This window comes from Flavipsychrobacter stenotrophus (genome assembly GCF_002954265.1).
In the GTDB taxonomy this organism is placed as follows: Bacteria; Bacteroidota; Bacteroidia; order Chitinophagales; family Chitinophagaceae; genus Flavipsychrobacter; species Flavipsychrobacter stenotrophus.
The window spans coordinates 635681-660654 of record NZ_PPSL01000003.1; the positions used below are offsets into that span (position 1 = coordinate 635681).

General features: G+C 44.0%; 22 protein-coding genes. 18 read left to right on the forward strand and 4 right to left on the reverse strand.

The features are described 5' to 3' along the window. Positions 1–26 precede the first annotated feature (26 nt). Positions 27–1382: an NHL domain-containing protein gene (locus tag CJD36_RS12730; protein ID WP_161499303.1), complete on the reverse strand. Its 1356-nt coding sequence runs from the start codon at positions 1380–1382 to the stop codon at positions 27–29. A gap of 149 nt (positions 1383–1531) precedes the next feature. On the opposite strand from CJD36_RS12730, the gene CJD36_RS12735 reads away from it, so the two are divergent. Next, positions 1532–1960: a hypothetical protein gene (locus tag CJD36_RS12735; RefSeq protein ID WP_133162634.1), complete on the forward strand. Its 429-nt coding sequence runs from the start codon at positions 1532–1534 to the stop codon at positions 1958–1960. Between the two features lie 46 nt (positions 1961–2006). Here CJD36_RS12735 and priA read toward each other — a convergent pair whose 3' ends face one another. Next, the gene (gene priA, locus CJD36_RS12740; protein ID WP_105039558.1) at positions 2007–4448 is read right to left on the reverse strand and encodes a replication restart helicase PriA; all 2442 of its coding nucleotides are present in this window, start codon (positions 4446–4448) and stop codon (positions 2007–2009) included. Positions 4449–4602: 154 nt separating this feature from the next. Then, positions 4603–5778, reverse strand: a complete 1176-nt coding sequence (hemW, locus tag CJD36_RS12745) for a radical SAM family heme chaperone HemW (RefSeq protein ID WP_105039559.1) — start codon at positions 5776–5778, stop codon at positions 4603–4605. A 177-nt stretch (positions 5779–5955) separates the two neighbouring features. Between hemW and CJD36_RS12750 the strand changes: the two genes are divergently transcribed. From CJD36_RS12750 to paaB, 13 genes are all read left to right on the forward strand, one after another. Next, positions 5956–6837 carry a DUF4271 domain-containing protein gene (locus tag CJD36_RS12750; protein ID WP_105039560.1) on the forward strand — a complete coding sequence of 294 codons (882 nt, stop codon included), beginning with the start codon at positions 5956–5958 and terminating at the stop codon, positions 6835–6837. Positions 6838–6880: 43 nt separating this feature from the next. Then, a complete protein-coding gene (locus CJD36_RS12755; RefSeq protein WP_105039561.1) occupies positions 6881–7678 on the forward strand; it encodes a uroporphyrinogen-III synthase in 798 nt (265 codons plus the stop codon). A 224-nt stretch (positions 7679–7902) separates the two neighbouring features. Beyond that, positions 7903–9924 (forward strand): thioredoxin domain-containing protein, encoded by a 2022-nt coding sequence (locus tag CJD36_RS12760; RefSeq protein WP_105039562.1) that lies wholly within the window; start codon positions 7903–7905, stop codon positions 9922–9924. Positions 9925–10089: 165 nt separating this feature from the next. Next, entirely contained in the window at positions 10090–11370 is a 1281-nt protein-coding gene (gene porK, locus CJD36_RS12765) for a T9SS ring complex lipoprotein PorK/GldK (protein WP_105039563.1), read from the forward strand. 65 nt (positions 11371–11435) lie between these two features. Beyond that, the gene (gene porL / locus CJD36_RS12770) at positions 11436–12269 is read left to right on the forward strand and encodes a type IX secretion system motor protein PorL/GldL (RefSeq protein ID WP_105039564.1); all 834 of its coding nucleotides are present in this window, start codon (positions 11436–11438) and stop codon (positions 12267–12269) included. Between the two features lie 56 nt (positions 12270–12325). Beyond that, positions 12326–13903 (forward strand): type IX secretion system motor protein PorM/GldM, encoded by a 1578-nt coding sequence (gene porM, locus CJD36_RS12775; RefSeq protein WP_105039565.1) that lies wholly within the window; start codon positions 12326–12328, stop codon positions 13901–13903. A gap of 25 nt (positions 13904–13928) precedes the next feature. Next, positions 13929–14855 (forward strand): type IX secretion system ring subunit PorN/GldN, encoded by a 927-nt coding sequence (gene porN, locus CJD36_RS12780; protein WP_105039566.1) that lies wholly within the window; start codon positions 13929–13931, stop codon positions 14853–14855. A gap of 75 nt (positions 14856–14930) precedes the next feature. Continuing rightward, the gene (locus CJD36_RS12785) at positions 14931–15662 is read left to right on the forward strand and encodes a 2-phosphosulfolactate phosphatase (RefSeq protein ID WP_105039567.1); all 732 of its coding nucleotides are present in this window, start codon (positions 14931–14933) and stop codon (positions 15660–15662) included. Between the two features lie 280 nt (positions 15663–15942). Then, positions 15943–17997, forward strand: a complete 2055-nt coding sequence (locus CJD36_RS12790; protein ID WP_105039568.1) for a tetratricopeptide repeat protein — start codon at positions 15943–15945, stop codon at positions 17995–17997. A 68-nt stretch (positions 17998–18065) separates the two neighbouring features. Beyond that, entirely contained in the window at positions 18066–19256 is a 1191-nt protein-coding gene (gene kbl, locus CJD36_RS12795; protein ID WP_105039569.1) for a glycine C-acetyltransferase, read from the forward strand. Between the two features lie 92 nt (positions 19257–19348). Then, positions 19349–19939, forward strand: a complete 591-nt coding sequence (locus tag CJD36_RS12800; protein WP_105039570.1) for a Uma2 family endonuclease — start codon at positions 19349–19351, stop codon at positions 19937–19939. Between the two features lie 104 nt (positions 19940–20043). Beyond that, positions 20044–21003 carry a 1,2-phenylacetyl-CoA epoxidase subunit PaaA gene (paaA, locus tag CJD36_RS12805; protein ID WP_105039571.1) on the forward strand — a complete coding sequence of 320 codons (960 nt, stop codon included), beginning with the start codon at positions 20044–20046 and terminating at the stop codon, positions 21001–21003. A 115-nt stretch (positions 21004–21118) separates the two neighbouring features. Then, on the forward strand, positions 21119–21406 hold the full coding sequence (paaB, locus tag CJD36_RS12810; protein WP_105039572.1) for a 1,2-phenylacetyl-CoA epoxidase subunit PaaB: 288 nt from the start codon (positions 21119–21121) through the stop codon (positions 21404–21406). Between the two features lie 143 nt (positions 21407–21549). Here the strand turns inward: paaB and CJD36_RS12815 are convergent, their stop codons facing one another. After that, a complete protein-coding gene (locus CJD36_RS12815; RefSeq protein ID WP_105039573.1) occupies positions 21550–21732 on the reverse strand; it encodes a hypothetical protein in 183 nt (60 codons plus the stop codon). Between the two features lie 301 nt (positions 21733–22033). Here CJD36_RS12815 and rpsF point away from each other — a divergent pair, with 301 nt between their 5' ends. The 4 genes from rpsF (at position 22034) to CJD36_RS12835 (ending at position 24752) form a co-directional block, all read left to right on the forward strand. Further along, positions 22034–22399 (forward strand): 30S ribosomal protein S6, encoded by a 366-nt coding sequence (gene rpsF, locus CJD36_RS12820; protein ID WP_105039574.1) that lies wholly within the window; start codon positions 22034–22036, stop codon positions 22397–22399. A 13-nt stretch (positions 22400–22412) separates the two neighbouring features. Further along, positions 22413–22679: a 30S ribosomal protein S18 gene (gene rpsR, locus CJD36_RS12825; RefSeq protein WP_105039575.1), complete on the forward strand. Its 267-nt coding sequence runs from the start codon at positions 22413–22415 to the stop codon at positions 22677–22679. A 6-nt stretch (positions 22680–22685) separates the two neighbouring features. After that, positions 22686–23132 carry a 50S ribosomal protein L9 gene (gene rplI / locus CJD36_RS12830; protein ID WP_105039576.1) on the forward strand — a complete coding sequence of 149 codons (447 nt, stop codon included), beginning with the start codon at positions 22686–22688 and terminating at the stop codon, positions 23130–23132. 444 nt (positions 23133–23576) lie between these two features. Beyond that, a complete protein-coding gene (locus tag CJD36_RS12835; RefSeq protein ID WP_133162635.1) occupies positions 23577–24752 on the forward strand; it encodes a glycosyltransferase family 87 protein in 1176 nt (391 codons plus the stop codon). The last annotated feature ends 222 nt before the right edge of the window (positions 24753–24974 follow it).

Genomic DNA, 24974 nt, shown 5'->3' on the forward strand with positions numbered 1-24974 from the left:
ATGCCTTCAGGTCCTTGCGGAATTACTTAATTATTTACTACAAACTTCTCTCTGTAAATATCGCTACCAACAGCCACCTTTACAAAATAGGTGCCTGTCGCAAGACCCTGTAGGCCCACCTTAATGGACTGATTGCCAGCCGCAATAGATCTTGTTTGTACTGTTCTTCCGGTAACATCAACAACTAATAGATTTGCTTCAAGATTGGTTGCTGGGATCTCTATTGTTATGGCACCATCACTAGGGTTAGGATACACATTTAGTGTAAACGGATGGAGCGAAATTGTTTGTTCTACTCCTGTTGCCAGATCTATTACGCGGATCACATTATTGATCTCGTCGGTAATGTACATTCTGCCGTTGCTGCTTATGGCAACTCCATATGGGCCGGCCATATTGGCCATGCGTGCATTACCGCCATCGCCGCTATAGCCCGATGTGCCGGAACCCGCGTAAGTGCTGATAAAGCCGCCTGGCGTTACTTTTCTGATGACATGATTGCTGAAATCAGCGATATATAAATTGCCTGACCTATCTGTAGTGATTTCTGTTGGTGCATTGAGTTTAGCCTTATAGCCGTAGCCGCCATCGCCACTATATCCGGGTGTGTCGCAGCCGGCATAGGTGTTAATAACGCCGCCTGTGTTGATACGCCTGATAACAGAATTACCCTGGTCTACAATGAAAAGATTGCCTGTGCTATCTGCCCACACACCTTTGGGGAAATTAAGACTTGACATTATAGCCGGATACCCATTGCCGGTATATCCGGGAGATCCATCGCCAGCTATTGTAGTGATCCGCCCCCCTGTGTCTATTTTGCGAACTGCATGGTTATAAACATCAGCAATAAACACATTGCCTTTATGATCTGTTGCCACTCCTGAAGGAGAATTGAGTTGTGCATTTACTGCCAGTCCAAGATCACCGAAATAGCCACCCGTGCCCGTGCCCGCTATGGTGGATATAATGCCCGAAGTGTTGATCTTTCGGATCATATTATTGGCATCGTCTGTAAATATAATGTTGCCGGTATCATCAACAGCTACGCTGGTAGGCTGATTGATCTTGGCCGCAGTAGCTGGTCCTCCATTGCCACTGAAACCCGCAGTGCCTGTGCCTGCAACGGTGGATATGATACCCGAAGTGCTCACTTTCCTGATAACAGAGTTGCCCAGCTCGCAGAAATAAACATTTCCTGCGGCATCTACGGCTATACCTGCTGGCGCATAGCATTGTGCAGACAAAGCAGAACTGCCATCGCCGCTATACCCGCTGGTGTGATTACCTGCAAATGCATTGATGGTTTGAGCATGGAGACTTGCCGGCTGAAAACAAGATGCTACAACCAACAAGGATAAGGAACTGATTAAGTTTTTCATGAAGTTCATTTTTGGCATTCGATATGGAAATAGGTTACAAATGTGTGTTATTACAAATTTACGAAGTGTAACAGAGGTAAAAAATTAAGTTTTATTTGAGTTGTTTGGTAGCTTTATAATAGCTAGTCTGAATAATAATGATTGAGAATATGTTTGAAATAAAAGTAAAGGAACTAAGATCCTATAATCAAAGGATAGTTAGGGCCTTTTACGTTTCTCTTATAATGCCTGCGTTTTTCTTCATTCCTTCAATTATTCAGGGGCATTGGGTGTTCGGCGCAATCGTAAGTACTGTTATTTTTTTACTGTTCTTTTTGCCAAGGCAAGTGCGCCAATTGGTTTTCATTACATCAATTTCTGCCAGGAATGGGGTATTGACCATTGTCTATATGGAAGGGAATGAACAAGCGATCATGTCTGGGAAAATAGAGGATTTTCATTTTAAACTGGGTGGACGCTATAGTAAACAAGATGTCACACTAAAGGTGTATCATAAGGACGAACGAATACTAAGGCAGTATCAACTCGGTGACTGGTCGACTTCTAAATTTAACCAGATATTAGCTGCTTTTCAATAAGCGAATAATATACTACGTGCATTCATTTTCCAAAATCTGCAAACTGTCATGCCGGGTCCACATCAAATACTATCTGTACATTAGAATAGCCGCGCTGGTTGAGGATATACTGCTTCTGAGTCTTCAAAAACTCCTTCACCGGCTCCATTTGCTTATTGTCCTTCGGGCACTTCATCCATATCTCCTGAATGTATTGGTCGCGGATACGGGCTACTACAGCCGGGCCGGGGCCCTGCACGGTTACATGGGGCATGGTCAGTAACCCTTGTGCCATTAATCCCGCCGCAGCCATGGCTTTGGCCTCATCTTTATGCCTGAATATGATCTTGATCAAACGGGTAAATGGCGGGTAACCAAACATCTCCCTGAACTTGATCTCAGATCTGTAGAAAGCAGAAACATTATGCTCCTTTACCCATTGCAGGGTGGGGTGCTGTAGGTTATATGTTTGTATGATCACACGTCCCTCGCCATCAGCCCTGCCTGCTCTTCCGCTCACCTGCTCCATCAGTTGAAATGCACGCTCGTTTACTCTGAAATCGGGGAAGCTGAGTATGCTATCGGCACTCAATATACCTACCAGTGATACAGATGCGAAGTCCAATCCCTTCACCACCATCTGGGTACCTACCAATATATCTACCTTATGTTTTTGCAGGTTCTCAAACAACTCTGCCATGCTGTTCTTTTTGCGCATGCTGTCTACATCCATGCGGGCTACCTTGGCCTTGGGGAATAGCTGCTGTACTTCTTCTTCTATCTTCTCTGTGCCAAAGCTCTTACTGCTCATACTACTGCTGCCACAGCTGGGACAGGCATGTGTAAGCGCAGCTTTCAGTCCGCAATAATGACAATGTAGTTTGCCGGTGCTTTTGTGGTAAGTGAGCGATACGGCGCAATTGGTGCATTGTGCCACCCAGCCACACACTGTGCATTGCTGAAAAGGTGAGTAGCCTCTCCTGTTCTGGAAGAGGATCACCTGCTTTTTATGGGCCAGTGCTTCTAATATTGCTTGCTGCAGCTGTGGCGTAAGTATACCCGGGGTTTTGGTTTTGGCCGTGTCGGTACTCCGTGGACTCACCAGTTCTATCTCAGGCATTTTCACACCCATATATCTGTCTTTCAGGGATGCATAAGCATATTTGCCTTGCTGCACATTATACAGGCTTTCCAGTGAGGGAGTTGCAGAACCCAATATCACTTTAGACTCATACAATGCAGCCAGGTATATTGCAGCATCACGTGCATGAAAGCGGGGTGCAGGGTCACGTTGTTTGTAAGAGCCATCGTGCTCTTCATCTATGATCACTATACCCAGGGTATTGTATGGCAGCCATAAGGCAGACCTTGGCCCAACCACTACTTTATAGATACCCTTACGCACCTTCTCCCATATCTCTACCCGCTCATTATTGCTGAAGTGGCTATGGTATACCCCTAGGCTATCGCCAAAGTAGGCTAGTAGCCTGCTTACAAGTTGGGTGGTCACTGCAATCTCTGGGAGCAGCAGTAATGCCTGCTTGCCCTGGTTAATACATTCCTGTATCTTATGAATATAAAGTAGAGTCTTACCACTACCGGTCACACCCTGCAGCAGTGCTACATTCTTTTCGTTCAGGCCTTTATTCAGGTCGTCATAGGCCACCTGTTGCACAGGGGTAAACGCGACTTCTTTGGTTATCGGAATATCTTTTGCAGGTAGGCGGTCTATCTCCTGTTCCTTAATGCTGAATACATCTTTTTCTACCAGTGCTTTCAGGTGAGAGGCGGTTGCTTTGGCCCTGTCCAGCAGGTCTACTTGCCTTACATAACCTTTCTTAATGTTCAGCTCAGTATAGGCCATTATCAGCTCCAGTTGCTTAGGTGCGCGTGCCAGCCTGTCGAACAAGTGCATGAGCGCCTGCTCTTCTTTATATACCTCTGCTAACACAACGATCCTCTCTTTTCTTGGCTTATAAGATTGCTCCAGTTCATCGTTGATACGGATCACCTCATGCTCCAGCAGCTCATTAAGGACGGCTGCCAGCTGGCGATAGCCAACTATCTCCCGCAGTTCGCTTATGGTTATTTCTCCTTTTATCTGTAGCGCCTCTGCAGCAATATAGCCTTCGTCGCTCAGGTTGATCTGCACATCCTCTCCCGCTATCCACTGTAGCCGGGTCTCGCCCATCAGTTTCAGGTGGGCAGGTAGTGCGGCCTGCATCACCTCTCCCGGTGCCGACATATAGTACTCACCTATCCACCGCCAGAATTTTAGTTGTTTTTCATTGGCTACCGGCGCTTCATCAATAATATTTCTGATGGGCTTTACCATGTAGGCTTCCGGCTTTTCGTTATGCAGCCGTTCTACAATACCGCTATACTGTTTGTTTTTGCCGAGCGCAACTTCCACCCTCATGCCAGGCTTCAGCAGCTCCTGCATTTCAATGGGTACGCCATAAGTGAGTAACTGCGGCAGATTCAGCGGCAGTATGATATCGGCAAACATGAGTGCAAAATAAGTGAAAACTTAAATGGGAAAACTTAAAAGTGTCGTAATGCCTAGTGGGTGATATCTATATAATTCGAGGGGTTCGTAGAGACGCAAGATTTTGCGTCTCCTCCCAACATGGGGCGCTATATAGATTTCCTAACAACGCAATCTAAAAAAACAGATCTCCCGCTATCCTATCTGTAAATAACTTCCCCTTATTGGTAATGATCAGTTTTTTTTCTTTCAATTCCAGCATGCCTTTATCTATAAGCCGTTCAGCCTTTTTCATCAGTTCCTTCAACACATCGCTTCCCCAGTCCTTTTCTATCTTTTCCAGGTCGCAACCCCACATGGTGCGGAGCGATGTCATAATGTATTCATTCATGAACTGTACTTCTGTCAGTACCTCTTCTTTAAAAGGTACTTTCTTATCTATGAGGATACTTTTAGTGTACAGCGCGTTATTCGCCACATTCCATTTTCTTGCCGAACCGCTAAATGAGTGCGCCGATGGACCAATACCAAGGTAGGGTAGCCCGCGCCAGTAGTTGGTATTATGCACCGCATATTTGCCAGGCAGTGCCAGGTTGCTTATTTCATAATGCTCATAGCCCATAACTTCGGCATACTCCATCAGCAGTTCAAACTGCCCTGCGGCCTGCTCTGCATCTACCGGAGCCGATCTTTTTTTCTGAATAAGGTGGTTAAGTTCTGTTTTCTCTTCTACCGTAAGAGCGTACGCCGAAAAATGGGGTATGGCCAGTTCTTTCAGTTTCGCCAGGTTAGCTTTCCAGTCTTTGTCGGTCAGTCCGGGTGTGCCGTAGATGAGGTCTATACTAATGTTGCTCAATTCATGGTCCTGCGCTGCCTTTATGGCATAATCCGCTTCCTGTGCATTGTGTGCCCGCTTCATATACAGCAGATCTTCTTCCCTGAATGACTGTACACCTATGCTTAACCTGTTTATCGGTGTACTTTTCAATCCCCTCAGGTATTCCCTGCTCAGGTCATCAGGATTGGCTTCCAGCGTACACTCTACCAGCTTATTTACTGTGTAATTTTTCTGAACGGTCTCAATTATGGTATTGATCTCATATTCGCTGAGTAGCGAGGGCGTGCCACCACCAAAGTAAATGGTCTCTATCGGTACATTGCGCAGGTAGTCCTTCTGCATGACCAGTTCTGCAATTATGGCCTGCACCATTTCATCTTTATACTTCAGAGAAGTGGAGAAATGAAAATTGCAGTAGACGCATGCTTGCTTGCAAAAGGGTATATGTATATATATACCTGCCGATGGCGCTGCATTTTCTTTCCTGGCATCCTGGTAAGCATTATTTTCCATGTGGGTGCAAATTTACGGCAATTCTATACCCTCTGTTATCCTGTTCATCTATACATCTATGTAGTGATTATTTCTTTATATATAATGTTATCAACACAGGCGGTGGATAAATACTTGTAGTTTATCAATTTATCACAAATTATTTGAAGCACTAATCAGTTAATTTTGTCCCTTCCAATGCGCATCGTATACCTTTTCTTATGTTTCCTGTTGTTGTTTGCCGGCAATGCCACCGGTAAGCGCGTGCCATTGCAATTAGGTCAATACAACATTCCGGTACTTCCTGATAGCGCTGCGAGTGAACAGGCAGTGCTGCGCCTTACAGATAGCATGTTGACGCACAACCCGCTCATGAATGCCCGCCTGATAGTAAGCGATATACAGCTCACTCACAACTGGGAATCTCAAACGTCTGATTTTTACCTTTTGCTGTCATTGTGCCTGCTACTTGGTGTTATCCGCTATATCGACCAGCGTTACTTCGTCAACCTGTGGTCTGCTTTCTGGAACCCTACATTAAGTAATCGCCAGTTAAAAGATCAGCTGCAGGGTGCAGGGTTCCTCAATCTCCTCATGAACGTATTCTTTGCCATATCGGTAGGTTCTTACATGTACTATGTGGTAAAATTCTATACACCACAGCATTCCGGGGTTATTCCATCGTCATTGCTCATCATCATGCTCATAGTGGGTACGGCTATTATATACACCTCCAAATACCTTGCAGTTCGTTTCAGCGGTTGGGCTTTCAGGGTAGAAGGTGTTACCGAACATTATCTTTTTAATGTTTTTTTGATCAATAAGATACTGGCCATCGTACTTATTCCGTTCATAATCATCCTTGCTTTTGCCGATGCAAGCGTTGCGCGGCAAATGATCGTGGTCTCTTTCATAGCCGGTGGTTTACTGCTGTTGAACAGGTACATCAGGTCGTGGCAGGTGTTTGGTTCGTTTTTCCAATATAGCAAATTTCATTTTTTTATGTACCTTTGTGCCTCGGAATTATTGCCATTGGCGGTTTTAATGAAATTATTAGTAAAAGGACTGATGTTTTACTAAAACAAAATAACAACGTTTAAAAACATACCGAAATCCTCGATTTATGGCAAAAGTTGTTACTTCTAAGAAGAAAGGTGCAGAGAAAAAAGAAGTCAAGATTAATAATATACTGATCACTCAACCGCGTCCTGAAACGGACAAATCACCCTATTTCGATCTAGCCAAAAAGTTTGACGTAAAGATCGATTTCCATCCGTTCATTCGCGTAGAAGGCCTTTCAGGTAAAGAATTTCGCAAGCAGAAGGTAGATATTGCTGAGCATACCGCTATGATACTCACCAGCCGCAGCGCTGTTGACCATTTTTTCAGGATCTGTGAAGAATTGAAAGTAAAGGTCTCTCAGGATATGAAGTATTTCTGTATCACCGAAGCTGTTGCATTATACCTGCAGAAGTTCATCCTTTACCGCAAAAGAAAAGTGTTTTTCTCTGCCGATGGTAGCACTGCAGGTCTTCTGGAAATAATAGGCAAGCACAAGACCAACGAAAAATTCATTCTGCCTTTATCTGATAGCGGTAAGAATGATATTGCCCAGTTCATGATCAAGCATAGTGTAAAATATGCTGAAGCTGCTCTCTACAGAACGGTTTCCAACGACATATCTGAGGTAATGCAATCATCTTACGACATTATCGTTTTCTTCAGCCCATATAGTGTGCAGACATTGTTCGATCATTCGCCTGAATTCAATCAGAATGGCACATTGATCGGTGCGTTTGGTCCAACTACGGCCAAGGCGGTTGAAGATCATGGTTTGAGATTAGATATAAAGGCCCCTGCCACCAATGCACCATCTATGGTTGCAGCATTGGATGGCTATCTTGGAGCAATAAAGAAATAAATTACCCGCAAATAATTCAAAAGAAGGTTCATATGCCCTGCGCTGTGAACCTTCTTTCTTTTTGACTTAACTTGCCAGATAAGACATTGCATGTGTACAGCAAAGGATAATGGCTTAACAATACCAGATAATAGTTGGGCTATCAACGCCACCTTCCGTTGGGAATTGGTTTAGATGGACCCAACAATACACTTTTTACTTTTAAGTTTTTATTTTTAAGTTTTATGAACAGACTAGCCAAAGAAACGAGCCAATACCTACTTCAGCATGCCCACAACCCCGTAGACTGGTATCCATGGGGAGATGAGGCGTTTGAGCTGGCAAAGGCACTGAATAAGCCGGTTATTGTCAGTATAGGCTATTCTGCCTGCCATTGGTGTCATGTTATGGAGCGGGAGAGCTTTGAAAACGATGAGGTAGCCGGCTACATGAACGACCATTTCATTTGCATTAAGGTAGACAGGGAAGAACACCCCGATGTTGACCACATGTACATGGATGCAGTGCAGGCTATAAGCGGCAATGGAGGCTGGCCACTCAATGTGTTTGTAACGCCCGATCGCATTCCCTTTTATGGCGGCACCTACTATCCGCCAAGGCCTGCTTACAACAAACCTTCCTGGTTGCAGCTCATGCAGCGCATGACGGAGGTATGGGTGCACCAGCACGACGAAGTAACCCTGCAGGCGCAGCAAATGATACAGCACCTGCAGCAGGCGGCAAAGACCGTAACTGCTAAAACAGGCCTTATCTGGAACAAAGAGATCAGCGACAAAATAGCTCACAGCCTTTTGCAGCAGGCAGATAAAGAGAAGGGTGGCTTTGGTAATGCACCTAAATTTCCGGGTACTATGGCTATCAGTTACCTGCTCGAACACTACCATTTTACAGGCCACAAACCATCGCTCGATCAGGCATTGTTAAGCCTTGATAAGATGGCCGATGGAGGTATCTATGATCAGTTGGGTGGCGGCTTTGCGCGGTATTCTACCGACCGGGAATGGCTCGCACCGCACTTCGAAAAAATGCTTTACGATAATGCCTTGCTTATCCTCTCGTACTGTGACGCGTATATGGTTACCAATGATATTCGCTATAAGAATATTGTTGAAGAAACAATAGCATTTGCAGAGCGCGAACTAAAGGATAAGACCGGCACTTACTATTGTGCGCTCGATGCCGACAGCGAGGGTGTGGAAGGTAAGTTTTACACCTTTACGTGGGATGACTGGAACGAGGCATTAGGTAGTGCAGAACCCGCTGTGGCGGCGTATTTCGGTGTTACAGAACATGGTAATTGGGAAGAAACGAATATCCTACACCTTGGCCGCGATATTGCCGTAATAGCAGCGCATTACGAGACACCTGCTGCCGATCTGGAATGGAAGATAGAAATAGCCAAAACAAAGCTGCTGGCCTACAGGAGTCAACGTATGCGCCCGCTTACAGATGATAAGTGCCTGTTGTCGTGGAATGCACTGATGAGCATTGCGCTCACCAAAGCAGCTGCTACATTGGGTAATGACGCTTATAAAGTACGTGCTGTAGACCACATGACGGTCCTATTAGAGCAGTTTTACGTTGAAGGCAATATAATGCACACATGGAGCAACGGCACAGCCCGTATCCCCGCTAAATTGGATGATCTTGCTTACCTGGCGCAGGCATTATTGCAGTTGTTGTCACTAACAGGCGATCAGCAATGGGGCGTTAAAGCAGGTGAAATAATAGAATTAGTACTACGGGATTTCACTGATGATGGCGGTTATTTCTATTTTACTTCCATACATCAGTCTGATATACCAGTGAGGAAGATAGACCTCTACGACGGCGCCACGCCTTCTGCAAATGCAGTAATGGCGCATAATTTATGGGTCGCAGGCATGTTAATGGAGCGCACCGAATGGATAGAAAGATCAGGTGTTATGTTGCGCAATATCGCGGAAACAGCCGGTCGGTATAGCTATTCTTTTGGCTATTGGGGGCAGTTGATACAACGCAGCATTATGGGTATGAAAACGGTAGTTTCTGCGGGTAAAAACAGCGATAAAGTGAGTGTAGATTTTAAAAACAGCTTTTTTCCTCATGTTTTTTCCCTTTTTACAACCGGAAATGAGCCCCAAATACCTCTTTTAGAAAATAAATTTTCTGAAGCTAAATTGCATATATTTGTGTGCTCGGAAGAATCATGTTTATCGCCTGTCAGCAGTAGTGAGCAAGCGATTAAGCTGATTAATGATTTTTAATAAGATTTTTTTATTAAAAAATTATTAATCCGTTTTATTAACATTTTTTTACGGAAAGTTGTATTTTTGAAAAATTCTTTGAATATTGTGCGTCGGTTTCTAAATCTGATAAGTTTAGAACCCCGACGTTTTACTTGCCAAATTGCTAAAATAATAACTAGTAGTATGAAAAGAACATCCCTGAAAGTCTCAGCTTTAGCATTGCTCGCACTATTTGCAAGCTGTGGGAAAAGGGGCTCCAATGGCCAATTAATAGGTGATCAGACAAGGTTAATGTACAAGGCACCACTGCCTATCGGAATGGTATACGTGCCATCCGGTACATTTAAGATGGGAGCCAGCGATGAGGATGTACGTGGCAGAAATGATGCCACTATTCACACCATTCAGATTGTTGGTTTCTGGATGGATGGTACCGAAATATCTAACCAGGAATACCGCCAGTTCACCAACTGGGTAAAGGATTCTATGGCGCGCACGCTCCTTCAGTACGTAAAAGACCTTCCGGATGGTACAACCCGTCTTGACTGGAACAAGCGTATCAACTGGAGAGATGCTGACGTACAGGATCAGCTGGCTTCAATGTACACACCGGCAGATCAGTCTGGTTGGGGTGTAAAGCTGTTGAACGCAAGCACTTTGGTATACCATTCTGAAACTTTTGATTTCGGTAACGCGTCAAGAAACAGAAGCCTGAAAGGTTATAATGATAAAGCATTCGTAGTAAAACAGGATGTTCCTGCTTACCCGGATACTACAGTTTGGGTGCGCCAGTACTCTTACTCTTACAATGAGCCTATTGCCCGCCAGTATTTCTGGTTCCAGGGTTTCAATACTTACCCTGTTGTAGGTGTCAACTTCTATCAGTGTAATGCATTCTGCGATTGGCGTACCAACGTCTGGAGGTCAGAGCGCGATAAGGCAAGAATGTACACAGAAGGCCGTTTCCGCCTGCCAACAGAAGAAGAGTGGGAATATGCAGCTCGCGGTGGTCGTAACGAAGCTCCTTATCCATGGGGCGGTCCTTACATCATCAACAAAAAAGGCTGTTACCTGGCTAACTTCAAACCTCAGCGTGGTAACTACTCAGCAGATGGTGGCTTGTACACTGTACCGGTTGACAAATATGCAGCTAACGATTTTGGTCTGAAGAACATGTCAGGAAACGTTTCTGAGTGGACTTCATCAGCTTACTTCGGTGGTTCTTACAATCAGGTTGCTGATATCAACCCTGAGTTAGGTTTCAGTGCTAAAGACAACGCTGCGGTTTATCTTACTCGTAAAGTTGTTCGTGGTGGTAGCTGGAGAGACGTAGCTTATTATCTGCAGGTGGGTACTCGTGATTACGAATATGCAGATACAGCTAAGCCTTACATCGGTTTCCGTACTGTTATCACTTACCCTGCTCCTGCATTAAGCAACAGGCGTCCTATGAGGAACAAATAATTGAATGCACATTAACGACAGGTATTTTATCACTAACGTATAAAGAAGTTAAACTAAAAAATAACATGAATCCGATAGTAATCTTTTTTGAATCTAACGCAGGTAAGTACATTAAGAATCTGATCATAGGTCTTGGAGCATCTGTGGTATTGATGGGTGCCCTCTTTAAGATCCAGCACTGGCCAGGTGCAAGTATCATGCTTACTTCAGGTATGATCACCGAGGCTGTCATCTTCGCGATGCTTGGTCTGCTCCCGCCACACAGTGATTACTACTGGGAGCGTTTTTACCCTGGTATCACTGAAAACCCACACGTTGAGGCTTTCAAAAAAGGTATCAAGCATGTAGGTGCTCATGCAGCAGAGGAAAAGAAAGGTGGTTCTGGATTGGCTTCTATGGATAAAATGCTCGAAGAAGCTAAGATCACTCCTGAAAGTATGAAACGCCTGGGCGAGAATTTCAATAAATTCGGTCAGACTGTTGATCAGATAAAGGATATCACCAACATCACTGCCTCTACAGAAGCCTATTCTAAGGGTGCACGTGAAGCTGCCGAAGCTTTGGGTCAGATGAAAGCAACTTTCCAGGGTGCGTCTAAAACTATGGGTGCATTCAATGATGCTGCTGCCGATACTGTTAATTTCCACAGTCAGGTTAAAGTATTGTCTAAGAACCTCGGTACTTTGAACCAGATCTATGAAGTAGAACTGCAGGATGCAAACAATCACCTGAAAGCTATGAACAAGTTCTATAGCAACCTTGTTACAGCGTCTGATGCTATGGCATCAAGTGCTAAGGATGCGACCAGCGCTAAGGAGCAGATCGGTCTGTTGGCTACAAACCTTACTACCTTGAACAAGGTATACGGCAACATGCTGTCTGCAATGCAGGGCCGCTAGTAGCTGATAATACGAACGAAACATTATTATAACTCACTTATAGTAAAAGATAAAGAATGTCTATACCTAAAGAGCCGCGGCAGATAATGATCAACCTGATGTATCTGGTTTTGACTGCACTGCTGGCCCTCAATGTATCTAATGAGATCCTCAATGCCTTCAGAACATTGAGCACTAGTATGAATAGGTCTAATGAATCCATTGACGCAAGAACTAAGGATTTGTACGCTGCAATCATAGCCAGTGAAAAAGAAACAGGTCAGGCTGATAAGGTAAGACCTTACAGAATTCAGGCCGATGAAGTGGTTAAACAATCCAATGACATGGTTAAGTACCTTGATGATTGGAAGAAAAAGATCATAGTTGAAGCTGGTGGTTATTCTGCTGAAGAACCGGGTATGCCTGATAAGATGGACAACATCGATGCAACTACTACATTGCTTGTTGAAAGGAAAGGTGGAACTGAATTGCAGAAGAGAATTACTGAATTAAGGCAATTCCTGTTAAATCAGATCCCGAAAGACTCAGCTTCATTGAGTCCATTTATGCCGCTTGTCGTTGAACCGGCACACAAAAACCATGACCACAACCCAACAGGTGACTGGAACATTGGTAACTTTGAGCATATGCCCGCAATTGCTGCTTTGGCTATGTTCTCTAAGTTCCAGAACGATGTACGCAGTTCTGAAGCGATCGTTATCAAGAAGTTGGCTGAGTTATCTCACGCTCGTGACCTGAAGTATGATACTACAGCTGCCGTTGCCGTTCCTAAAACTACCTATGCACTGGTTGGTGATAAGATCGAGGCTACAATATTGTTGGCTGCCTTCAATAAGAGCAATATGCCTACATTGGCTATCTCTCAGGGAGGTGGTAACAAGAAGCCTGCAAAGAACGGTGTTATTGAGTGGGAGACTGTAGCTGCTGGTACTGGTGTACAAACAGTTAAGGGTACCATTACTTTGGAAACAGCGGAGCAGGGTAAGATCACTAAACCATGGTCTTTCGACTACATGGTGGGTACTACCGGTGCATCATTGCAGTTGGATAAGATGAACGTATTTTACATTGGTGTTGACAACCCGGTAACTGTTAGTGCTGCAGGTTATTCAATAGAAGACGTTTATCTGAAGTTGCCTCCTGGTGGTACTGCTACCGGTGGTAATGGTAAGTACATGATCAACTGTACTACACCAAACCCTAATTTCATGGTAGATATCATGGCTAAGTCAAAAGACAGAACTGCCGCTGACATCAAGGTTTCTTCAATGCCAATTCGTGTAAAATACATCCCCGATCCTGTTGCATATCTGTTAGGCAAAAGAGAAGGTATGATGAGTGCAGGTCAGTTTAAGGTAGCAATTGCACCACAGGCTGTTCTCGAAAAATTCGAATTTGAAGCCAAATTCCAGATCACTGAATTTACCGTTGCTATGTTGATCAAAGGTGGAGACTATGTGCCTGGTATGACTTGTAAAACAGCAACAGGTGCTAGATTTTCTGATAATCCTGAACTTATTAAGAGACAAGCAATGGCTAGGCCTGGTGACAGGATCTTTATTGAAGGAATAAAAGGTATTGGCCCGGATAAGAAGCCAAGGTCTCTGAACTCCATCATTTTGACGTTGAATTAATTAACTTTGTAAAAACAATAAGGATATGAAAATCCTGAATTTCAATAAATTTAATCTTACAGTTGCATTGATGCTGGGTTGTTCTGCTGCTTTCGCTCAGAAGGGTACTGCAAAAGACGAGCCTGTAGGTGCAGCGGGAGACCAGGGTGTTAGCACTAACTGGAAACCATCATTGGTTAACGATGGTAGCTATGACCGTGTAAAGCATGTAGGTGCGCCTATTCCTTGGCAATACATCCGCGAGGCTGACGTGCTGTGGAAGAAAAAAGTGTGGAGAGAGATCGACACACGTGAAAAACAGAACATTGGTTTCCGTTATCAGGGTGATGAAAATACCGGTGGTGGTATGTTCATAGAAATCCTGATCGATGGTATTAAGAAGGGTAAGATAACTGCCTATTCTACTTTCGACGATCGTTTCACCAGCAAGCTCACTAAAGAGCAGGTTATGGAAAAGATCGCTCCTAAGGCAGATAGCCAGGAAGTAGAAGATCCGGTTACCGGCCAGAAGTTCTGGAAGGTCGTGATCAACGAATTCAAGCCTGAAACTGTAACTAAATTCAGGGTTAAGGAAGAGTGGTTGTTCGATCGTAACCAGGGTAAGATGGTGGTTCACATCATCGGTATAGCTCCGGTTAAGGATGAGTATGGCGAAGACGGTACCTACAGAGGTCCGGTAGCTATGTTCTGGTTGTATTACCCACAGATCCGCGAAACTTTGTCTAACTACGAAGTATTCAATCCGCAGAATGACGTTTACCGTTATACATGGGATGAATTCTTTGAAGCTCGTCAGTTCTCCAGCAAGATCACTAAGGTGAGCAATTCACTCGATCAGAGGTTTGAAGACATCTATGGCACCGACCCACGTGGTAGAATGGAGCAGTTGTATGAAAGCCAACAGAACGCAATAGACATTTTCAACAAAGAACACGATATGTGGGTTTATTAATCCGCTTATAGTATATTTAAAAAGCGCTGCATCTTGCAGCGCTTTTTTTATTATTTTGCAACCTTATTCTTTTTCATGAGTACTACACAAAAACCACGGCTCGAAGTTTGCCTCTCTCCCGCACTATTACATCTGTATGATACTACAAATACTGTAGTGGTCATCATTGATATTTTCAGGGCTACCTCTACTATTACTGCGGTACTACATAATGGCGCCAAATGTGTTATTCCGGTAGCGTCGGTAGCTGAGTGCATATCCCTGGGTAATGAGATTCCCGGCAGCATTACTGCCGGTGAAAGAGATGGTAAAGTGGCCGACGGACTTCAGTATGGCAACTCTCCTTTGGAGTATCCGCGTGGTTTTATTGAAGATAAAGTACTTGTGTTGACTACCACTAATGGTACAAGGTTGCTACACATGGTCAAGGATTCTGCAGCTATTGTAATAGGCTCCTTCCTTAACCTTCAAGCTATATGCGATTATCTGGTAAGTGAGGGTAAGAACGTACTACTTGGCTGCTCTTCGTGGAAGGATCGCTTCAATATGGAAGATACTTTATTTGCTGGTGCTGTAGTGAGTAAAGTGGGTGATAAATTCGACATCAATTGTGATAGTGCGCGTGCTGCAAAAATGCTATACGAGGTATCAACAGGTGAAAACCTATTAGAATTCCTAAAAGACAGCTCGCATTATCGCCGCTTGTCCGGTTTTGGATTGATCGACGATATGAAATACTGTGTCACGCCTGATCTTCACCCTATTGTGCCAATATTACAGGGCGCTGAGATTGTAGCATTTAAGTAGCTAATTACAGTAAATGTGTGTCCCTTGAAATAGGGAGCGAGTTGGGGTGTGGGCATTTGAATATATGATTCATGTGGGGTAGTAAGTGCATTTGATCATGCCGGATATATCATATATTTTATTTCAATATTGTCAGTTTCGGCAAAAGCGCCTAGCTGTCCATGAATGCAGATAACTGATGTGTGTGGTAGCAAGATGAGGTAGACTCTTAGAATATAACGTAGATGCACTATCCACACACTTTTAAGCTTTTACTTTTTACTTTTTACTTAGCATCCGCATGGCAAAGAAGACCAATAATCAGACTAACATAAACAGGCCTGTTCAGCAGAAGCCGCTGCAGCAGAAGCCGGTCGCCGCCACTAAAGCTGCAACTACCCCAATGTCTGATATGCAGAAGCATTTAATGGCTGTTGTGGGTGTCGCTATTACGACATTCATGTTCCTTAAAGTGTCGTTGCTCAATCAATTCACCAATTGGGATGACCCAGGTTATGTACTCAACAATCCGTTGGTCAAAGACATTTCCGGTGAAGGGATAAAGAACATCTTCTCTTTAAGCAATCCGGTAATGGGTAACTACCATCCGCTGACTATCCTCACCTACGCATTTGATTATGATAGTGCCAATCTTGATGCGTATCACTACCACTTGCAAAGTCTGTTGTTTCACATAGCCACTACGCTCCTCGTTTACTGTTTCGTATGGCTGTTATCTAAACGATTCATAGCTGCTATTATTACTGCAATTCTGTTTGGCTTGCACCCTATGCACATAGAGTCAGTGGCATGGGTAGCGGGTCGTAAAGACGTGGTATACGGCTTCTTCTACATGTCAGCTTGCATCTCCTACATTTACTACATAAGAGCAGAAGGTTCTAAAAAGTGGCTGTTTTACCTTGGTGTAGCCGTTTTGTATGCAGCCTCCTTATTGTCTAAGCCAGTTGCTGTCGTATTGCCTGTTACCCTCTTACTTATAGATTACTTTGAAGGTCGTATCTGGAAGTCGGTAAGCGCCGAAGGGAAACCTGTAATAACATTGCAGAACATCAATTTTTTTGTGTTGGTGGAAAAGCTGCCCTTGTTCGCAATGTCGGTTCTGGCAGGTATTAAGTCATTGCAAGACCAGCGGGTGTTTGGGGCATTAGATACGCAGGGTGAAAAGTTCGGCACACTTGAGCGTTTGGGTCTGGGTGGCTACGCGCTCATCACCTATTTATGGAAGACGGTAGTACCTATTAAGCTACTCTGTTTTTACCCCTACCCACTAAAGGAAGAAGGCGCTCTGCCTGCAGTTTACTATATCTATCTGGTCATTGCGATTGGAGTATTGGCAGGTTCTTTCTGGTTCTTCCGTAAGAACAAAGCAATTGTTTTTGGTATCATGTTCTTTCTGGTCAACATAGCATTACTATTACAGTTTATACCTGTGGGTGGTGCTATCATAGCAGACAGGTATAGCTACCTGCCTTACATCGGTTTGTTCTTTATACTGGGTTGGTGTATCTCGGTATTATTCGATTCCGAGCAAACAGTAATGGCCGGAAAGAGCGCACTAGCCGCCATGGGAGTAGCTGTTTTTGTGTTGGGCTATATGAGTAATGAACGTTGCAAGGTGTGGTATGATGGTATGAGCCTTTGGAGAGACGAGATAGAAATAGAACCGGTTCGCGCCCCTAATGGCTACAATAATCTGGGCTTTTTTTACTTCAATAAGTTCAATAGTTCTGTCGATCCTAAGGAAAGAAAACTCTATTATGATTCATCTTTCTACCTCTTGAATAAGGCAATTCAATTACAGCCTAAGTTTGTCAACCCATATATTTCATTAGGTGAACTGATGCGCAGTAATAATCAGTTCGATCTGGCGAAGCAGTATTACTATAAAGGCTTGTCGCTGGATAAGACAGACATGGGTTCCAATGCCTACCTTGGTCTGGCAGTTATTTACAGTATTACCCGCAAAGACGATTCGGCAATTTTCTGCTATAAAGAGACCCTAAGGTTAAAGCCATACAACCCGGAGGCACACAGTAATTTCGCTAACTTCCTGGATATGACCAACCAGAAAGACAAGGCAATTGTGGAGTATGGTGTAGCCATCGATCAGAACCCGGACATATTTCAGCCATACTTGAACAGGGCCAGGGCATTTCAGCGCATGAATAAATGTGATGAGGCTTTCAGAGATTTCAATAAGGCATTGCAGATAGAACCTAAGATGGGTGAGATCTACTTTGCCCGTGCTGTATGCTTCGATATGAAGGGAGATAAGGCCGCGGCAGATAAAGACCGTCAGACAGCCGCTAAGCTGGGTTATGCCCCGCAGAGGTAATGTTAGCACTACAAAAGAGGCTATCATAACAACTAATTTATTTACTTTGCTCAAAAAATAACGATACAATGTCTAGTACTTCATTTTATACCCGCCTCCAGGGCGAACTTAAGGAAATAGAAGATGCAGGTCTTTTTAAGAAAGAACGCATAATAGAATCTGAACAGGGTGCGGAAATATTGGTGAATGGCAAGAAGGTGCTCAACTTTTGTGCTAACAATTATCTGGGCCTGTCGTCTCATCCTAAGGTAATTGAAGCTACACATAAGGCTATCGATCATCGTGGATATGGTATGAGCTCTGTACGTTTCATATGCGGTACGCAAGATATTCACCGTGAGCTGGAGCAGAAACTAGCTAAGTTCCTCGGTACTGAAGATACTATACTCTACGTAGCATGTTTCGATGCTAATGGTGGCGTATTTGAGCCATTGCTAGGCGAGCAGGATGCCATTATATCTGATGAGTTGAACCACGCCTCTATCATTGATGGCGTGCGTTTGTGTAAGGCCAGGAGAGGTCGTTACAAGCACAACGATATGGCCGATCTTGAGGCCCAGTTACAGGCTAATATGGATGCCCGTACGCGCATGATAGTTACCGACTCCGTATTCTCTATGGATGGTACCATTGCCCAGTTAGACAAGATCTGCGACCTTGCTGATAAGTACGATGCATTGGTAATGATCGATGAAAGCCACTCCTCAGGCTTTATGGGCGCTACAGGCCGTGGCGTGCATGAGTTGTGCGGTGTTATGGGGCGTATAGATATTATTACCGGCACATTAGGTAAGGCACTTGGTGGTGCATCTGGTGGTTTCACCAGCGGTAAGAAAGAAGTGATAGATATGCTGCGTCAGCGCAGCCGTCCCTATCTGTTCTCTAATTCATTGGCTCCATCTATCACAGGCGCATCAATAGCGGTGCTGGATATGCTTAGCGAAACAACTGAACTACGCGATAAGCTGGAAGATAACACGTTATATTTCCGCAAGCGCATGACAGATGCAGGTTTCGATATAAAGCCGGGTACACATCCTATCTGCCCGTTGATGTTGTATGATGCAGTTGTAGCCCAGAAATTTGCCGCACAGATGTTGGAAGAAGGTATCTATGTTGTAGGCTTCTTCTTCCCTGTAGTGCCAAGGGGCCAGGCTCGTATCCGTGTACAGATATCTGCCGGTCACGACCGTCACCATCTGGATACCGCTATCGATGCCTTCATCAAAGTAGGTAAGGACCTTGGTGTGATCAAGTAATCATTTTCAGCAATACACTTTTATGCGCCAGACAGCTGAAACCTGTCTGGCGTTGTCTTTCCCAATAACTACATTTTTTGTAATTTTATGGTATGGACGTAAGAGAACCTGCCATAGCTTACAGCAACAAGCGCTACACTATAGAAGAATATCTGGAGATGGAAAATGCTTCGGAAGAAAAACATGAGTATTACAAAGGGGAAATAATTGCAATGGCGGGAACTAAAATGCCGCATAATGAGATCACCTCTAATCTGGCTACTGAACTGGGGGCTCAATTAAGAGGATCTGGCTGCAAGCCTTACGGAAGTGACTTAAGAGTCTATATTGAGAAAAACTCTTTGTTCACATACCCCGATCTTAGTATCATATGTGGGAAGAAGGAATCACGCAACAATGATGATTTCAATATTCTCAATCCTTCTGTACTTTTTGAAGTATTGTCTGAGTCTTCAAAAGATTATGACCGAGGTAGTAAATGTATGCTGTACAGGGACATCTCAACTTTAAAGACGTATGTTATTATCGATTCACTTTCTTTAAAGGTAGAAGCCTATTCTATTAATAGCGGAGGGTTATGGGAGCTTAATGAATACAGTAATATATCAGATACATTTCTTATTTCAAACCTTAATATGTCGATTGCTTTAAAGGATATATACGATGGGGTGAACTTTGAATAATGGAGATTACCAACTATTGACTAAGTCCTACTTTGCTGCGGCTATTATCAATTATCTCATTCCGCTATTATCATTACATTTGTATTAATAAAACATCAGGTTCAATGACTCAATACTCATTTCAGCAGCATTTTGATGATAAGATAGATAGTGATAATACTATCGAAGCTAAAGATTGGATGCCGGATGACTATCGTAAAACGCTTATCCGCCAGATATCTCAGCACGCCCACAGTGAAATAGTGGGTATGTTGCCTGAAGGTAACTGGATCAGCCGTGCCCCCACTTTACGCCGTAAAGCAGTGCTGATGGCTAAAGTACAGGACGAAGCAGGACATGGTCTGTATCTTTACAGTGCTGCAGAAACACTGGGTATCAGCCGCGATGAGATGTATAATCAATTACATACCGGTAAGGCCAAATACTCTTCAATATTCAATTACCCCACACTTACATGGGCCGATATGGGTGCGGTAGGCTGGCTGGTAGATGGCGCGGCCATCATGAACCAGGTACCGCTTTGCCGTACTTCTTACGGTCCGTATGCTCGTGCCATGGTGCGTGTATGTAAAGAAGAAAGCTTTCACCAGCGCCAGGGCTTTGAGATAATGCTCACATTGGCCAAAGGAACTGATATTCAGCGTAAAATGGCTCAGGATGCATTCAATCGTTGGTGGTGGCCTTCATTAATGATGTTTGGCCCTCCAGATGCTGAAAGCCCGAATACAGCTAATAGTGTAAGGTGGAGAATCAAGAGGCTCACTAACGACGAACTACGCCAGAAATTTGTTGACGTAACCGTAGAGCAGGCTAAAGTGCTTGGGCTGGATATGCCTGACAAAGACCTGAAATGGAACGAAGAGCGTGGTCACTACGATTTCGGTGCGATCAACTGGCCTGAGTTCTACAATGTGGTGAAGGGTAATGGCCCATGCAATAAACAACGCCTTGAAGCCCGCAGAAGTGCCTGGGAGAAAGGCCAGTGGGTGCGTGATGCAGCTACTGCTTATGCCGGCAAAAGAGCGGCACGTAAAGCAGCCGCGGTAGAAACGAAAGCCGCGTAGATAAGTAAAAACTAAAAACTCAGGATTCTGAAAGTATCTTTATATATATTACCTTTAGGCTTTCTACTTACGACTATCTACTATTTACTAACGACTATCTACTAAAAATAAACAAATGAATAAATCAGAATGGCCTTTGTGGGAGGTGTTTATACGCAGTAAAGCAGGATTAGATCATAAACACGCGGGTAGCCTTCATGCGGCTGATGTGGAAATGGCTATTGAGAATGCCCGCGATGTATATACCCGCCGACAGGAAGGCGTGAGCATATGGGTTGTAGAAAGTAAAAATATCCATGCTTCTGATCCGGGACAGAGTGAATCTATGTACGAACCGGCAAATGATAAGATCTACCGCCACCCAACATTCTACAACCTGCCCGATGAAGTAAAGTACATGTAAGTGAATTTCTTCACTAATAACCAATATTAAAGCCTGCTGTGTGACAGCAGGCTTTTGAATTTACATTGATTAATCAAAGGGGTGATATTTTAATGCTCCACCGGATAATCAGGGAGTTTAGAACTTTGATAAAGTCTTCCGGATCAGGCCACATTTTTATGCTGCACAACTGTATACGTGTAGCCGGTCATATGCCCGCCTCCGTCTTCTTCAAAGGTGACTTCTACCTCCTCAGGTTTGAACCATGATATTATTGTGGCTCTTAAGTGACTGAAAAATGAGGTGATACCTTTCTTTTTACCCGAGTTACTCTTTGTGTTTTCCACAGCTATTTTGTTTTACGATGTTTCAATGATAAGGTAATAATAAAATAATGCCATTATAACGGGTAATTCATAAGAGGCAATTCAAATTTAGGAATTTAGTTGTTACAGAAATCACTACTGAATGTAAGTTTTCCCCACATGTTTATAACGTGTCACAGTGCAAAATATTCTCCTAAGTATTTTTGGTTTTAAATAAAATATTTATATACCTTTGCAGTCCGAAATTTTTCCGGCTATTCTGGCTACAGGATATCCAAAATTGCTGCCGGAAGATCGGGATATTTTTTAACCAAACAATATTATGGCAACAGAAAACAAGCTTCAGGATTATGAGCTTATGCTCATCTTCACGCCGGTATTATCCGAAGAAGAGTACAAAAATGCTCAGAAGAAATTTACTGACCTGATCGTGACCCACGGTGGCGAATTAGGCGAACTTCACCCATGGGGCCTCCGCTCACTGGCTTACCCTATCGCTAAGAAGACAACAGGTCTTTACTACGTGGTAGAATTCAAAGCACCGGCAGATCTTAACGCTAAGCTGGAAATACAGATGAACCGTGATGAAAGTATCATGCGTCATATGGTAACCCGTTTGGACAAGTATGCTGTGATGTACAATGGCAGAAAGCGTAACAAGGCTGAAGAAACAGTTTCTCAAAATTAATCCCTGAACAAAAATGGCAAAGCAAAACGAAATAAAATTTCTGACATCAACCCGTGTAGAAAAGCGCCAGAAGAAATACTGTCGTTTCAAGAAAATGGGTATCCGTTATATCGATTATAAGGATGGTGAATTCTTGAAGAAATTCCTTAATGAGCAAGGCCGTATGTTGCCACGCCGTATTACCGGTAACTCATTGAAGTTCCAGCGCAAAGTAGCGCAGGCGATAAAGAAGGCGCGCCAGATGGCGATATTGCCTTATGTAACTGACCTTTTAAAGTAATCAATCATGCAGATCATTCTCATAAAAGACGTTGACAATCTGGGCGCAGCCCATGAGTTGGTTGAAGTAAAACCGGGATATGCCCGTAACTACCTGATACCACAGAAATATGCAATAGAAGCAAGCGCATCTAATACTAAGGTGATGGAAGAGCGTCGCAAGCAGTTGCAGAAAAAGGAAGACAAACTGATGGCGCAGATAGCCAATGTTACCGAAGTATTGAAATCTTCTCCTATCAAGATAGGTGCTAAGTTAGGCGTAAGCGGTAAAATATTTGGTTCTGTAACTGCAATACAGGTAGCACGTGCTATCCGTGAGCAGAAGGGTTACGAGATCGACCGTCGTCGTATCACCATTCTAGATGAAGTTAAGGAAGCAGGTCTGCACAAGGCTAGCATCGACTTCGGTAAAGAGAATGTTGTTGAAATTGAATTCGAAGTAATAGGCGAATAGTCCTCACTACTTTATGATATAAAAACCACTCCTTTTTGGGGTGGTTTTTTGTATTTATAGATTTTATGACGACTACAGGTTACAAAAAAACACGGTTACGATTGGGCGCGTACCTAGGGCTCGCGGGTGATGATAGGGTTTTGTATACTACAAACCTTTTGCACCTACGGCGCAATGACATTTCACCGCAATTGCCTATACACACATCTTACCTTGGGCATAGTTGGCAGGATATTGTTTGGTGCGCTGTAGAAATGTGATGCCTTCAGCGTCATGATAGCAAGAGTAAAATCTATGGCTAATTATCTCATTCAATATGTCAAAGAACTTGTGCGGGTAATAATTATACCGCCATTGGCGTGTGTAATATAAAGTGCTCTACTTTTGCAGCTTTACATTTGTCTTTAGTTTGTGGCGCTTATAGCGACTGAAAACACTTTTACTATGTGGGTATCTATTCGTAATTTTTTAATGCAGAGCAAGGTGGTGTTGTGGGCCTATGTGCTGGTGACTATCGTAGCCAGCCTGCATCTATATATCATCAGCAAGCATGTAGCCATTGCGCCGCCGTATACCGACTATAATAATTACGTCATCTTCAAGCTGTCGTTCTTTCACCTTTTGGATGGAAAGAACCTGTATATCCATCATCTTACCGAGCAGTGGGACTTGTATAAGTACAGTCCTACGTTTGCACTGGCCATGGGTGTGCTGGCCAAGATACCCGATTATATAGCCATGCCTGCCTGGAACCTGCTTAATGCATTGGCGCTCTATGCCGCAGTGCGCAAGCTGCCGTTTACTACCCGTAACCAGACGTTGATGCTGTGGTTTATATTACTAGAACTTTTGACCTCTTTACAGAATACGCAAAGCAATGGTTTGATGGCAGCGCTGATGATAGGCACTTACAACAGCCTGCAAAGCGGTAAAGCGTGGAAGGCTGCATTGTGGGTGGCATTGGCCGCATTCATTAAGATCTATGCGGTAATTGTGGTTTGCCTCTTTATTTTTTACCCTGATAAGCTGAAGTTTATAGGCTGGGGTATTGTATGGGCCGTGCTGCTGGCCGTACTGCCTCTGGTAGTTATATCGCCGCAAATGCTGGTGTGGCAATACAATAACTGGGTAGTGATGATGGGCCAGGATGAGGCCATGTCTTATGGCATGTCGGTACTGGGGTGGTTGCATACGTGGTTTGGGTTGAATGGTGGTAAGGGTGTAGTGACCGCAGTTGGTATAGTGCTGTTTTTTGTGCCTTTTGCCAGAATCAAAATGTATAAAAATGAGGTGTTCAGGTTGCTGATGCTGGCCTTTATGCTGATATGGGTGATCATCTTTAATCATAAGGCCGAATCGCCAACGTATATATTGGTGCTGACCGGTGTGGGGATATGGTACTTTGCCCGTCCGCGGACGGCAATACACCAAGCGCTGATGGCATTTGTATTTGTAGTGAGCTGCATGACGCCTACTGATCTTTTTCCGCACGATTTCAGGCATAATTTTCTGGAGGTGTATTTCATTAAGGCGGTGCCGGCTATTGTGCTGTGGGTGGTGATATTTGTGGAGGTTATGACTCTTAAGAGCGGGGAAACAGAGCGGAGAGCGATTGGTTAGTCCTGCATGAGCGGGATGGGTGGCTCAATGATTGAATGAGTCTCAAAGAGAGCCGGCCAGATGGCTGCTGGTCGGAAGACGCAACAGCTGCGATTTGCATCGGGTCACCTGCACTATTTGCATACGGGTGTAGTGGTGTACAAAACGAATATGTTCCGGTGTTGTTATCACCCCCGACATTCGACTACTGGCCAAGGGCCGGTCGAATATCGTCCCCTCTTA